General features: G+C 60.6%; 13 protein-coding genes, 3 tRNA genes and 1 pseudogene. 12 read left to right on the top strand and 5 right to left on the bottom strand.

Translation table 11 applies throughout. From position 1 onward, the window contains the following. The first annotated feature begins 1 nt into the window (after window position 1). From DW178_RS00080 to DW178_RS00035, 11 genes and pseudogenes are all read left to right on the top strand, one after another. Window positions 2–322: a hypothetical protein gene (locus DW178_RS00080; RefSeq protein ID WP_117637887.1), complete on the top strand. Its 321-nt coding sequence runs from the start codon at window positions 2–4 to the stop codon at window positions 320–322. A gap of 3 nt (window positions 323–325) precedes the next feature. After that, on the top strand, window positions 326–1,228 hold the full coding sequence (locus DW178_RS00075; protein ID WP_118349153.1) for a BppU family phage baseplate upper protein: 903 nt from the start codon (window positions 326–328) through the stop codon (window positions 1,226–1,228). Window positions 1,229–1,240: 12 nt separating this feature from the next. Next, a complete protein-coding gene (locus tag DW178_RS00070) occupies window positions 1,241–2,149 on the top strand; it encodes a DUF6273 domain-containing protein (RefSeq protein ID WP_118349152.1) in 909 nt (302 codons plus the stop codon). A gap of 104 nt (window positions 2,150–2,253) precedes the next feature. Beyond that, window positions 2,254–2,724 carry a hypothetical protein gene (locus DW178_RS00065; RefSeq protein WP_199669199.1) on the top strand — a complete coding sequence of 157 codons (471 nt, stop codon included), beginning with the start codon at window positions 2,254–2,256 and terminating at the stop codon, window positions 2,722–2,724. Between the two features lie 31 nt (window positions 2,725–2,755). Then, a pseudogene (locus DW178_RS11625) lies at window positions 2,756–2,896 on the top strand (DUF6273 domain-containing protein); the annotation flags it as partial. 192 nt (window positions 2,897–3,088) lie between these two features. Continuing rightward, the gene (locus tag DW178_RS00060; RefSeq protein ID WP_118349305.1) at window positions 3,089–4,270 is read left to right on the top strand and encodes an RNA-directed DNA polymerase; all 1,182 of its coding nucleotides are present in this window, start codon (window positions 3,089–3,091) and stop codon (window positions 4,268–4,270) included. A gap of 18 nt (window positions 4,271–4,288) precedes the next feature. Continuing rightward, complete coding sequence (locus tag DW178_RS00055) at window positions 4,289–4,534, top strand: hypothetical protein (RefSeq protein ID WP_117637890.1); 246 nt, start codon at window positions 4,289–4,291, stop codon at window positions 4,532–4,534. A gap of 86 nt (window positions 4,535–4,620) precedes the next feature. After that, on the top strand, window positions 4,621–5,034 hold the full coding sequence (locus tag DW178_RS00050; protein WP_117765361.1) for a hypothetical protein: 414 nt from the start codon (window positions 4,621–4,623) through the stop codon (window positions 5,032–5,034). Between the two features lie 13 nt (window positions 5,035–5,047). Next, complete coding sequence (locus DW178_RS00045; protein WP_117637892.1) at window positions 5,048–5,353, top strand: hypothetical protein; 306 nt, start codon at window positions 5,048–5,050, stop codon at window positions 5,351–5,353. Between the two features lie 3 nt (window positions 5,354–5,356). After that, window positions 5,357–6,169 (top strand): N-acetylmuramoyl-L-alanine amidase, encoded by an 813-nt coding sequence (locus tag DW178_RS00040; protein WP_118349151.1) that lies wholly within the window; start codon window positions 5,357–5,359, stop codon window positions 6,167–6,169. A gap of 3 nt (window positions 6,170–6,172) precedes the next feature. Next, window positions 6,173–6,484, top strand: coding sequence for a hypothetical protein (locus tag DW178_RS00035; protein WP_117637894.1), 312 nt, complete (start codon window positions 6,173–6,175; stop codon window positions 6,482–6,484). A 105-nt stretch (window positions 6,485–6,589) separates the two neighbouring features. On the opposite strand, the gene DW178_RS00030 is transcribed toward DW178_RS00035, so the two are convergent. The 3 genes from DW178_RS00030 to DW178_RS00020 all read right to left on the bottom strand — a co-directional run bounded on the left by DW178_RS00030 (window position 6,590) and on the right by DW178_RS00020 (window position 6,894). Then, window positions 6,590–6,665: transfer RNA gene (locus DW178_RS00030), tRNA-Lys, on the bottom strand. A gap of 44 nt (window positions 6,666–6,709) precedes the next feature. Then, window positions 6,710–6,785, bottom strand: a tRNA-Lys gene (locus DW178_RS00025). A gap of 32 nt (window positions 6,786–6,817) precedes the next feature. Beyond that, window positions 6,818–6,894: transfer RNA gene (locus DW178_RS00020), tRNA-His, on the bottom strand. Window positions 6,895–7,656: 762 nt separating this feature from the next. On the opposite strand from DW178_RS00020, the gene DW178_RS00015 reads away from it, so the two are divergent. Beyond that, window positions 7,657–9,714 carry a cation:proton antiporter gene (locus DW178_RS00015; RefSeq protein WP_118349150.1) on the top strand — a complete coding sequence of 686 codons (2,058 nt, stop codon included), beginning with the start codon at window positions 7,657–7,659 and terminating at the stop codon, window positions 9,712–9,714. A gap of 174 nt (window positions 9,715–9,888) precedes the next feature. Here the strand turns inward: DW178_RS00015 and argS are convergent, their stop codons facing one another. Both argS and DW178_RS00005 read right to left on the bottom strand, forming a co-directional pair. Then, window positions 9,889–11,601, bottom strand: a complete 1,713-nt coding sequence (gene argS / locus DW178_RS00010) for an arginine--tRNA ligase (protein WP_118349149.1) — start codon at window positions 11,599–11,601, stop codon at window positions 9,889–9,891. Window positions 11,602–12,017: 416 nt separating this feature from the next. Further along, window positions 12,018–12,404, bottom strand: a 387-nt coding sequence (locus DW178_RS00005; protein ID WP_502695365.1) for an amino acid kinase family protein, incomplete at its 5' end; no start/stop codon positions are given.

Here is a 12,404-nt window from a genome sequence, read left to right as displayed (position 1 = left end):
AATGTTCTACCACCTTGTGCAGCAGCCCGAAGCGCCGCAGGCGCTCGACGGCGCGCCGAAGCCGCCCGAGGCGCTTCCGGTGTTCGAGTGCATCAGCGACCCGGCCACGGCGCGGGCCATCGTGGAATCGGAAGACGTGTTCGAGTTCGACGGCAAGGGCGGCTTCACGCTTGTGTCCAGCCCCGTGGCCGTCATGGACGCGGAAGGCGGCGAGGCTAACGCCGTGGACTTCTCGGCGCTCACCGACGAGGAGATATGCGGGGTCCACAGAGCGCAGCCCGGCGACATATCGCGGACACTTGCGGCCGAAGGAAAGGAATGAGGCATGGCAACGCACGAGCTTACGCTCAACCTCAAGAAGACCAACATAGCGCCGCCCGTCATCACCGTGCACCAGGGCGACAGCGCCGAGGTCCTGAAGGCCGCCATCTACGACGGCGACAAGAAGGCGGCCCTGACGGGCTGCAAGGTGCACCTCATGGCTGCGAAGCCCGACCACACCTACGTGGAGCAGCAGTTCACTGGCATCAGCGACAACGTGGCCACCGTGACGGTCGACCCCGCCGTCTTCGGCGTGGCCGGGCTGCTCAAGGTGTGCTACGTGCGCGTGCGGAACGCGGCAGGGCTGGACGCCACCACCGAGAACGTCCTGGTGAACGTGCTGCCCTCGGCGAGCGCGTCGGGCGAGATATCCGGCCCGTACGTCGATGCGGTGGAGGCGATCATCGCGAACCTCGAAGGGCAGCTAGCCGACGTGAGCGCGCTGAACGCGCAGATGCAGAAGGCCGAGGCCTCCCGCGCGAGCGCGGAAAACCAGCGCGCCACGAACGAGAAGGCACGCCAGACCGCCGAAACCAAGCGCGCAGAGGCCGAGAAGAAGCGAGCCACGGCGGAAAGCGACCGCGTGACCGAGGCGTCGCAGCTGAAGACGGCCTCGCAAGCCGCCACGGCTGCGGCAAACGGCGCGGCCTCGAACGCCGACGCGGCGGCAAACATCGCCCTGCAGATAGCCAACAGCGTGGCGCAGGGCAGCGCGGGCAGCTCGGACATGGCCAAGCAGAAGCAGCAGATAGCCGACCTGTACGGCAAGCTGGCCGACGCCACGGACGCGTTCATCTACGACGACGGCACCGTGTACTGCCCCGCCTCCAAGGCCAGTGCATCTGGCAGCACCATCACGTTCGGGAGCACCTGCACGGCGTCCGGCACAACCCTCAACCTCAAGTAGAAAGGCAACGAAATGGCACAAGCGAAAACCCTGTCGGTGGGCGGCATCGGCTACGAGGTCATCGACGATACCGCGCGCAGCAACGCGCAGACGGCGCTCAACAACGCCGAGTACAACCGCCAGGGCCAAATCGGCAAGTACGGCGGGCAGAACATCGCCACCATCCTGGCGGGAGAGATCGGCAGCGGCAGCGTGTACGACGCGCTGCACAAGCGAGCCGCCAACGGCAACTTCGCGGGCCTGCGCGTGGGAGACTACATCGACGTGCCGCTGGTAAGCGCGTCGGGCGTGGCGGCCCAGCAGTCCGTGCGCTTCCTCCTGGCGCACTTCGACCCGTACTACTGCTGCGGCGACAGCTCCAAAGGCCACCACATCGCCTTCGTGGCCTCCGCGCCCATCGCCGTGGCCAAGACCGTGACCGGCGTTGCCAACGACAGCTTCCTGATGTGGAACACCACCAACACGAACCAGGGCACCGCCGACCGGAAATGCCCCTACCTCAACAGCAACCTCAAGGCGTGGGAGACGGCCTTCGAGGCGTGCCTGCCCGAGGGGCTGACCAAGTACCTGCTTACCCAGCGCGTGCTGCTTGAGGAGCGGTACAGCGCCAGCGGCGCGCTCAACGACTCCAACTCGTGGAGCTGGCAGGATATCGGCAAGGTGTTCTCGCTGTCGGAGATGGAGGTGTACGGCTGCCCCGTGTGGGGGACGAATGGCTACAGCGTGGGCTTCGACTGCCAGTTTGACCTGTTCCGAGACACGGCGCACCGAGTCAACGGAAATCGGTGCAGTTGGTGGCTGCGTTCCGTTGCGTCGGGCTCCGCGTCCGGCGTGTGCTGTGTCAACGGCAACGCCGCTGCCGCCTGCTACTCGGCGACGGGCGTCTGGGTTCGCCCCCGCCCCGGCTTCCTCGTCGGCTAGCCAGCCGAGTGCTCTATACTCTGCTTTTAGGCGACCGCCTTGCGCGGTCGCCTCCTGCCCGCGAAGCGGGCCGTTTTTTTCGCCAGTTTCCCCAGGAGGTGCACGTGAGCGGCGTCTACCAGCGCAACCGCGAGGTGTCCGAGTACAAGTTCTTCACACAGGCCATCGCCATCCGCGTGGAGGTTAATAAGCTGATGGCGTCCTCCTCAGTAGTGCCCAAGGCCTACAGGCTGCTGAACGCGGTGCCGACCGTGGAGACGGCGCGCAGCATCGTGTACAACGTCAACCGCGCCGACTGCTTCTATCCCAACAGCTCGTTCAACGCGCTGGAGAGGAAACGCTACCTGACGCTGGCCATAGCGGACTGCGAGCAGCTTATGCTGGACATGCAGTGCCTCATGGATATCGGCCTGCCCGTGAACGCCAACCGCTTCGAGGAGCTGGCGGCCATGGTCGAGGAGGAGATCAAGCTGCTAAAGGGCGCGCGCAAGAACGTGCGCGTCACCGGCAAGAAGTCCACCGAGGAGCGCATAGCCGAGGCCGAGGCCGAGCTAGAGCGCCTGCGTTCGCTATAATGGACGGCGGTCGCGCCTTGTTTATCGGTACAATTGGTGGCTGCGTTCCGTTGCGTCGGGCTCCGCGTCCAACGTGTGCTATGTCAACAACAACGGCAATGCCAACTACAACTCGGCGACGAACGTCTGGGTTCGCCCCCGCCCCGGATTCCCTTATTGCCAGACCGAGTAGGCCCCAGAGCCGAAAGCAGAGCGCGAAGAGGAAGGAAGGCGCGACCGTCGGGCATGCGCCCGTAAATACGCACCCCGCGAGGGTGGCCGGACGCTGCTTGCATGGCGCGGCGCTCCGTGGCTTCGCCGCGTTTCATGGCCATACCTCAAGCGGCTGCCAGAGCCACATTGCAAGCCGCGCGGGGTGCCTCCTGTGAACTCCGAGCAAAGGCGGGCGGCGCGCCGCAAGCGCCGCGAGGAGAAGCGCGCGCAGGCCAAGGCCGAGCGCGTCAAGGAGTGCACGCTTGATACCGTGGCCGACCTCAACAGCCTGTGCAAGGCTTCAAAGCAGGCCGCGCGGGGCGTCATGTGGAAGGCATCCACGCAGCGATACATGAAAAGCTACCTGCGCAACGCCGTCCTGTCCCGCCGCGACCTTTTGGAGGGCCGCGACATATGCCGGGGCTTCATACGGTTCGACCTATGGGAGCGAGGAAAGCTGCGCCATATCAGCGCCGTACACTTCCCCGAGCGCGTTGTGCAGAAGTCGCTGTCGCAGAACGCGCTCGTGCCCGCGATCGTGCCCACCCTCATAGCCGCGAACTCCGCGAACATCAAGGGGCGCGGCACCGACTACGCCCTGAAGCTGCTCAAGCGCCACCTGGCCGACCACTGGAGGCGGCACGGCCGCGAGGGCTACATCCTCCTGGGCGACTTCTCCGACTACTTCGCGCGCATAGCGCACCAACCCGTCAAAGACCAGGTGGCCTCCGCGCTGCTAGATCCGCGCGTGGTCGCCTTGGAGCACCGCCTGATAGACGCGCAGGGCGATGTGGGCCTGGGGCTGGGCAGCGAGCCGAACCAGATATGCGCCGTGGCCCACCCCAACTGCATCGACCACTATGTGACCGAGATGCTGCGCCCCGAGTCTTACGGGCGCTACATGGACGACTTCTACCTGATACACGAGTCCAAGGACTACTTGCAGGCGTGCCTGCTGCTGATAGAGGGCAAATGCGCCGAGCTGGGCATCGAGCTGAACCCGCGCAAGACGCGCGTGGTGAAGCTCACGCGCGGGTTCACGTGGCTGAAGAAGCGCATCTTCTACACGGAGACGGGCCACATAGTCGTGAAGCCGTGCCGAGACTCCATAACGCGGGAGCGCCGCAAGCTCAAGAAGATGGCCCGCATGGTCGCCGATGGCATCATGACCCCCGAGCAGGTGGAGCAGAGCTACCAGAGCTGGCGCGGAGGCATGAAGCGGCTGGACGCGCACCGCAGCGTGCGGGCCATGGACGCGCTGTACCGCAGCCTGTTCGGAAATCCCGCGGGGGGGGGTTGCTCAATGCAATCCAAACCTGGAGGCGACACGGATGGGAACATGCCCCTACCCTAGCAACGGAAGGAGCGACCCATGACGGAACAGGAAATCGCCGGGGAGATCAACGGCTACAAACAGCAGCTTGAGCAGAGCGACTACAAGGTCATGAAGGCGGTGGAGCGCATCTTCTCCGCATCGTCCATCACCGACCTGCTCTCGGCCATCGCCGCAGCTGCCAAGGAGGTGGCCGAGATCATCTCGCAGCGCCAGACGTGGCGCGACCGCATCAACGAGCTGGAAGCCATGGAGCCCGACCAGCCGGAAGCGCCGCAGGAGTAGCGAGCGCCCCTTCGGGGGCGCTTTTCTTTTGCCCGGCGACACCTCGCGGACAATCGCGGCAGCGATTCGAGGAGGTGAGAAAACGAATGACCGACGTGCTGGAAATCTTCGCGCCGTACGGCCCCGGGTCGCTTTTCGGCGCACTGCTCGTTCTAGTGGTCCTGTACTTCGGCAAGCAGTTCCTCGAAGAGTTCAAGGCCCAGAACGAGCGCAAGGCGAACATCGACCTCAAGCGCGAAGAGAGAAAGCAAGACGAGGTGAACGAGCGGGCGCAGCGCGACCGCGAGCGCAGCCAGATGGAGGGCCGCATCGCCGCGCAGATGGAGCGCAGCAACGCGCTGATGGAGGCTATGAAGGCGCTCATGGAGTCCGTCGTGACCTCCAATGAGGTGCTGCACGCCGACCTGGCGAACAGCCAGGCGCGCAGCCAGGGCATGGCGGCGAAGGTCGACCACATCGCCGACCGCGTTGACCTGCTCTACAAGGAATCGGCTCGATAGAAAGGAATCCGAAATGACAGAAATGCAAGCAATCGCAGCCATCGTGCTGTCTTTCGCCGTGCCGTTCGCGGTGCAGCTGATCAAGACCGAGGCCATGACCGGCAAGGCCGCGCGCATCCTGGCGCTGGGCTGCTCGCTCCTGGCGGGCGTCGTGACCGGCTTCGTGGGCGGCGTGCCCGCAGACCCGGGCGCATGGGTCACGTGCGCCTTCGCCGTGGTAGGCGGCGTGCAGGCGGCCTACACGCTGTTCAAGTCGGTAGGCATCACATCCAAGTGGCTCGACGCCCTGCTGGGCGTGACCGTAGGCGGGAAGGAGTAGGCAATGGCTAAACTGTTCATCATCTGCGGCCACGGCGCTGGCGACCCCGGCTGCTGCGCAGGCGGCTGCACCGAGGCCGAGCGCGTTCGCGCCCTGGGCCAGCGAATCAAGGAACTGGGCGGTTCCGAGGTCGAGCTGGGCGATACGTCCCGCAACTGGTACGCCGACGGCGGGCTTAGCCGCCTGAGCACCGACGCGCCAGTGGTGGAGCTGCACATGGACGCCAGCGGAATCGCGACAGCGCACGGTGCCCACGTCATCATCAAGTCCGGCTTCGAGCCCGACGATTACGACAAGGCCCTCGCCGACAAGCTGTCGGCGTTCATGCCCGGGCGCTCCGAGAAGCTGGTACGCCGTTCCGACCTCGCGAACCCGAACCGAGCCGCCGCGCGCGGCATCAACTACCGCCTGTGCGAGAACGGCTTCATCGACAACGACGGCGACCGCGAGAAGTTCAACGGCAACCTGGACGAGCTGGCGCGCATCTACCTGGAATGCTTCGGCATCACTGCTGGAAGCGCCCCCGCAGCCGTCCCGCAGCCGCAGCCTGCGCAGCAGGAAACGGCCGAGAACTTCGGCGGCACCTACCGCTGCACTGTGGACTACCTGCGCGTGCGCGACGCCCCCGGCCTGGGCGGCACCGAGGTGGCGCACTATTCCAGCGGCGAGACCGTGACGCTGGATAACTGGTACAAGATCGCCGACGGCTACGTGTGGGGCCGATACACGGGCTACAGCGGCGCAACGCGCTACATCGCCGTGGGCAAGGCCACGGGCAAGCCAGAGGCCGACGACTATCTGGTGAAGGTGGGATAGGCCATGCCGTACCCGAGCCCCGCAGACGAGGAGCGCAACGGCGGGTGCGGCCCCATCCTCGCGGCGGTCGTCCTGCTGTTCATCGTCCTGGCCGCCGCCAGCTGCGCGTCGCAGGCCATGGGGGCGCAAGACGTGACCGTGAGGCAAGCCCGCACGGACGGCCCCATATACGACCTGCCCGAGGGCATCGGCCAGGAAATCGTGTGCGACGAGCACAACCGCGAGTACCTGCTGCTTACCACCGAGCAGGGCGGCGTGTTCCTCATGCCGTACATGGACGAGGACGGCGAGCAGGAGATCATGCCGCAGGCCTAGAACGCAAAGAAGCCGCCCCGTATGGAGCGGCTTCTTTCTATCTGACGAGCAATACGAACGCCCGCCTAACGACGAACACGCGTATGTGTTCGCCTACTGAACAGTTGGTGGACTGTCGGGGACTCGAACCCCGGACCTTGGGATTAAGAGTCCCCTGCTCTACCAACTAAGCTAACAGTCCAAGAAAATGATATGTGAAAGTTCGTTTAACAAGCATGTTTACAATGGTGGACCGTCGGGGACTCGAACCCCGGACCTTGGGATTAAGAGTCCCCTGCTCTACCAACTAAGCTAACGGTCCAAGTAAACACACTATGTCAAACAGCTGCGCGATGGGGTGGGTGAAGGGATTCGAACCCTCGACCTCCAGAGCCACAATCTGGCGCCCTAACCAACTAGGCCACACCCACCAAGGCGCGAGTAAGTATTATACGCACTTCAAAAATCTGCGCAACCCCCTTTTCGAAACTTTTTTCGAAAAGGTTTTTGAAACCGCCTAGGCTTAATTTGTAAGTTCATCCGAGAGCTTCGCTTCCGCTATCGAACTCAACCGATTATGCATCAGCTGAGCGGGGGCAGCCTATTCTGGAGACGAAGGCTGAAGCCCACTGGATTCGCGCGAGCTCGTCCGGGCGCTTCGCTTCCGCCATTGCCCAGAATCGGCATCCGCGACCAAGTTTCAGGAGTTCCCTTCCAAGGGCAAATGCCGAATGCCCTCCGACGCGATAGGAGGCGTTCGCGTAAAGGGGCCGGTTATCTTGCATCAAATCAGATCGCAGCGTTGCCATGAACGAAAGCCGCGCCAGGCATACATCGCCGCGACGCCTCGCAATGCATGCTTCGCATCCGCTATATGCGGCACGTTATATCCTCCATATAAGGCAATGATGTTAGGAGCCTCAGCCACCTTTCCCGATTAACCATCGAGCCATTTACCCGGGCTTTGCATCAACTCATCTAAAACACCGCATAACACGGCGAGCGCACATGGCGAAACCACCATCTCGCGTTCGCCTTCAACGGCAGGGGCTTATAGAACATAGCGGCAAAGGCGATATGACGACACGCAAATTTTTGTGCAAATGCACTACGGTCACATGCCGTTAACCAAATAGAAGCTACCACTCGGGTTAGAATGTGGTCATTCCCGTTGAATACTTGGAGATACCCATATGGAGACATTCCTGCTTATATTGCTTATGCTCGCCGCTGTTCTGGCATCGTCGGTGATTGACCAGCTTGTACCTAAAGTGTCATCACCACTTATCCAAATCGGCCTAGGCCTTGCCATCGCCGTGGTCGCAGGACGGCAAATCGATCTGCTGTTCGACGAATCGGAGCTATTCTTAGTCTTGTTCATCGCCCCGCTGCTGTTCCATGAGGCGAAAGAAGCCAAGAAAACGGAATTGTGGCGCAACAGACGCTCTATCTTGTCGCTGGCAATCGGCTTGGTCCTGGCGATCATCGTTGCCGTGGGCTTTTTCGTGAACGCCATGATCCCCTCCATTTCGCTTGCCGCGGCGTTTGCGCTGGGCGCGGCGCTTGGCCCGACAGACCCCATCGCCGTGTCCGCTGCATCGAAAGACGCCGACATCAGCCCACGATGCAAGGCGCTCCTTAAGGGCGAATCGCTTATCAACGATGCCTCGGGTATCGTAGCCTTCCAATTCGCCATAGCCGCGGCTATGACCGGTGCCTTCTCCCCTGCTCACGCCATTGGCGAGTTTCTGCTGGAGTTTGTGGGTGGCATCGCGTTCGGCTTGATACTCGGCGTCATCGGCAACGGTATCGTTCGTCTCGTGCGATCCTGGGGCCTTGAGAACACCACGTTCCATGTTCTGTTCGAGGTGTTCACTCCGTTCATCGTGTTTCTGACCGCCGATCAGCTCGGCGGTAGCGGCATCCTGGCAGTAGTAGCCGCCGGCCTGGTCAACGTCATCTCACCCCGCACCGCCGGACCCTCGGTCTCTCGTCTGAACATCGTCTCCACCAGCGTATGGCGCGTCATCTCCTTCACGCTAAACGGCATCGTGTTCGTGTTGCTGGGAACGCAGCTACCGCGCGCCATGCAAACCACCTGGAGCAACGTGGCCATCTCGAACTGGACGCTGCTCATATATGTGCTGACCATCAGCTTCATCCTCATCGCCGTTCGCTTCGTATGGGTGCTGCTGATGGAGCGCGTGCACCATCGACATGTCGCAAAGCGCAACGAGAAAGCCGCGAAAGAAAAGAACATCGCACCCGAGCCGCGCAAGTCGCTGGCTCATGACGTGCATTCTGCCGCCATCATGACGCTTGGCGGTCCGAAGGGTACCGTAACGCTAGCGGTGATCCTGACCCTTCCGCAAGCAATCGCGCAACGTCAGCTTATCCTGTTCCTGGCCTGCGGCGTTATCGTGGTCACGCTTCTGCTCGCTACTTTCGTGGTTCCGGTCTTGGCCCCCCAAAAGAAACGCGACAACACCGAACAACTCGAACGCGATGTTCAAGCGAACCTTGATATCCTCCGCGTCGTGATCGAGGAGCTTTCCGCACGTCAAACGCCTGAAAACCGCGCAGCAACTCAAATCGTCGTTCGCCAGTACAACGACCGCATCAAAAGGATCAAAGAGCTTAACGGCATAGAAGATGAGCCCAACATGAAGCTGCGCCTGCGCACGCTGGCGTGGGAACGCGAATTCGCACGAAACCTTATAGATGCCGACGAGGTAGATCGTTTCGCTGGATATCAGTACCTTATGCGCCTTGCGCGCATGGAGGAGCTGATCATGCATCAACACTCCGTACGAGCCAACCTTCGACAACATTTCATACGATGGAGAACGTTCGGCCGACGCAGCTTGCAGGAAATCGTCCATAAGGTCCCTGGAGCCGAGCTGAGCGAGACCACGCAAGCAACGCGAGCTCTGCAAATCAAATGCTACGAGCATGTGGTAGACAAGCTTCATGAAGAACTGGCTGGAAACTCCCCCGCCAATGCTGAGGACATCTCGAAGCTGCTCATCGAATATCAGCGCCTGTTGAGAACGCTGCGCGCTGCCGCCCCCTCCATTACCACATTCACGACAACGCAAGACAAAAGCGCTGATGTCGAGCGACTTGGCTTGGAAATCGAGCTCGAACAGATCCAAACCCGCTACGACGATGGAGAGCTTTCCCGCGTGGCGGCAAAGCGTTTGCGAGAGAACGTCAATCTTATGCAAATGGATCTGGAAGACAACGTCTAGAATGAAATTTGGTAGTTGACCTGCGTCAACTACCAAAACTGGACACACAATTTGTCCTATAAGTCGTGGTTTACCGCCTCTTGCGCTAAGGGTGCAGAGGGTAGACTGAAACTATAACAAAATGACCGCCCAAAAGGGCGGCCATTTTACTGAGCAGTTGAACTCAATGAAAGCCTACATGCGCTCGGGAGCGGATACACCGATAAGATCGAGCGTCAAAGCCAATACTGTACGCGTTGCATCGGCAAGAGCCAAACGGGCGCTTTGAATGGCGGGATCTTCGCCGACGATATGACAATTGGTATAGAACTGATGGAACAAGCCAGCAAGCTCCTGCGCATAATGCGTCAAGCGGAACGGGGCACGGTCGCGTGCTGCCAGGGCCACAAGCTCGCCAAAGTCATCCATCTTGCGCATAAGGGCGATCTCGGACTCGTGCGTGAGCACGCTGAGGTCGACATCTGCGGGGATGACCTTTGCAGCCAGCTCATCAGCGGACAGCGACTCGGCACCTTCGCCAGCTGCTTTGCGCAAGACAGAGCAAATACGCGCATGAGCATACTGCACGTAGTACACCGGGTTGGAGTTGTCCTTCTTCTTGGCAACCTCGATATCAAAGTCGATAGGCTGATCGGAGGAACGCGAGAGCATCAGGAAGCGCGTAGCATCCACGCCAACTTCATCGATAAGCTCGGCGAAAGTGACCATCTCGCCCGTACGCTTGGACATACGCACAGCTTCGCCATCGCGGAACAGGTTGACCAGCTGTCCCAGCACAACCTCAAGCGCACCCGGATAACCCCAAGCGGCAAGCATTGCCTCGCAGCGGCGGATATAACCGTGGTGATCGGCGCCCCACAGGTCGATCAGGTGATCGAACCCACGCTGCATCTTGTTGTAGTGGTAGGCCACATCAGACATGAAGTACGTGTATTCGCCGTTTTCCTTGAGCAGAACACGGTCCTTGTCATCGCCGAAATCAGTGGAACGGAACCAAGTGGCGCCATCCTTGTCGTACAGGTAACCCTTCTCGTTCATAATCTCAAGAGAGCGGGAAACGGGCGACGTGCCGTTTTCGTCGGTCTCGTAGAGGCTGCGCTCGCTAAACCAAGTATCGAACGTGGTACCAAAACCGGTGAGGGTTTCGCGAGCAAGATCGAGCATCTCCTGATAGGCGATTTCACGGAACGCCTCCATGCGTTCCTGGTCGCTAACGCTCTCCCACTTGTTTCCATCACGGTCGATGATGTCCTGGGCGATATCCTTCACATAGCCGCCGCCATAGCACTTCTCAGGCATCTCGACATCATGACCAAGCAACTGCATATAGCGAACGGAAACCGAATTACCGAAGACATCCATCTGAACGCCGTGGTCGTTGATGTAATACTCCTCGGATACCTGATAACCGGCATGACGCATCACGCGCGCAATGGCATCGCCAAGCGTTGCCCAGCGGCCATGACCGACATGCATCGGACCCGTAGGATTGGCAGACACATACTCAAGGTTAACGTTATGAGGAGTGCCTTCAGGCAACGTACCCTTGCCGAAGTCGAAACGCTCCGCACGCACACGAGCAGCAACAGACTGGAACGCGGAAGGCGTCAACTTAATGTTGATAAAACCAGGACCTGCGATCTCGACAGAAGCAATCATGTTGTTTTCGGGCAGATGATCGACGATGATCTGCGCAATCTCGCGCGGATTTTTGTGGGCCAGCTTTGCCGTACGCATGGCAACGGTCGAAGCCCAATCGCCATTGGATAGGTCGCGAGGACGCTCAAGTGCCGGAGCAGGACGCTCGGCCAGCTCCAGCGTTGCGTCGTCACAAGCAGCGGCAATGGAAGCCGCAATGAGGTTTTCCAGTTCTTCGCGAATTTGCATGTTGATAAAACTTCCTTAAGCTAGCACCGAATACATAGTTCTGCATCTTACCATGCTTGTCCCAACAATCCGATATGCAGTCGCCAGGCAACACGGTAAACCGAAAACCAAAAGCTCCCCCGCATATGCGAGGGAGCTTTCAGGCCTTGCCCAAAGATCAAATCTTGAACAAAGGCAAAGGCTTTAGGAGATGCGACAGGGCATGCGCACGCACTGTCGCGAGTAAGCGATTGTCTGAGTTTCCATTCGCGATGAGCAAACGAACGAAACCATAGGACCGAGAACAATCGAGGATGAGCTCAGAACACAAGTTGTACGCTATTCAGAATCACCATCGTTCATTCCCCGTGTTTGCTGCACCGTGCTCAATTAGACATGACTACGGGAAGGATCAGCAAACAATGCCAGTCATCAAATTAAGCAGTGATGACGGTGCCTGTCTTGCCCTCGAGGCCAGCAGCGGCGCACTCGAGGGAGGTGATGAGAGCCTTGCCCTTCGGGAAGGCCTCGACGTACTCGATGCAGGCCTCGACCTTGGGCAGCATGGAGCCGGGGGCGAACTGGCCCTGGGCGATGTACTCGCGGGCCTCGGCCACGGTCATCGTGGACAGCTCTTCCTGGTCGGGCTTGTTGAAGTTGATGCAGACCTTCTCGACGGCGGTCAGGATGACCAGCATGTCGGCGCCGAAGTCGGCGGCCAGCTTAGCGGAGGAACGGTCCTTGTCGATGACGGCGGGGACACCCTCGTAACCCTTGTCGGTCTCGAAGACCGGCACGCCGCCGCCACCGGTGGACACGACGAT

It is taken from the genome of Eggerthella sp. AM16-19 (assembly GCF_003474385.1).
Taxonomy (GTDB): domain Bacteria; phylum Actinomycetota; class Coriobacteriia; order Coriobacteriales; family Eggerthellaceae; genus Senegalimassilia.
This window is presented reverse-complemented; position numbering and strand designations above follow the sequence as displayed.

Excerpts from the sequence above, each read along its gene's own strand:
- DW178_RS00080 (WP_117637887.1), top strand. The coding sequence starts at position 2 with ATGTTCTACCACCTTGTGCAGCAGCCCGAAGCGCCGCAGGCGCTCGAC.
- DW178_RS00075 (WP_118349153.1), top strand. The coding sequence starts at position 326 with ATGGCAACGCACGAGCTTACGCTCAACCTCAAGAAGACCAACATAGCG.
- DW178_RS00070 (WP_118349152.1), top strand. The coding sequence starts at position 1,241 with ATGGCACAAGCGAAAACCCTGTCGGTGGGCGGCATCGGCTACGAGGTC.
- DW178_RS00055 (WP_117637890.1), top strand. The coding sequence starts at position 4,289 with ATGACGGAACAGGAAATCGCCGGGGAGATCAACGGCTACAAACAGCAG.
- DW178_RS00050 (WP_117765361.1), top strand. The coding sequence starts at position 4,621 with ATGACCGACGTGCTGGAAATCTTCGCGCCGTACGGCCCCGGGTCGCTT.
- DW178_RS00045 (WP_117637892.1), top strand. The coding sequence starts at position 5,048 with ATGACAGAAATGCAAGCAATCGCAGCCATCGTGCTGTCTTTCGCCGTG.
- DW178_RS00040 (WP_118349151.1), top strand. The coding sequence starts at position 5,357 with ATGGCTAAACTGTTCATCATCTGCGGCCACGGCGCTGGCGACCCCGGC.
- DW178_RS00035 (WP_117637894.1), top strand. The coding sequence starts at position 6,173 with ATGCCGTACCCGAGCCCCGCAGACGAGGAGCGCAACGGCGGGTGCGGC.
- DW178_RS00015 (WP_118349150.1), top strand. The coding sequence starts at position 7,657 with ATGGAGACATTCCTGCTTATATTGCTTATGCTCGCCGCTGTTCTGGCA.
- argS (WP_118349149.1), bottom strand. The coding sequence starts at position 11,601 with ATGCAAATTCGCGAAGAACTGGAAAACCTCATTGCGGCTTCCATTGCC.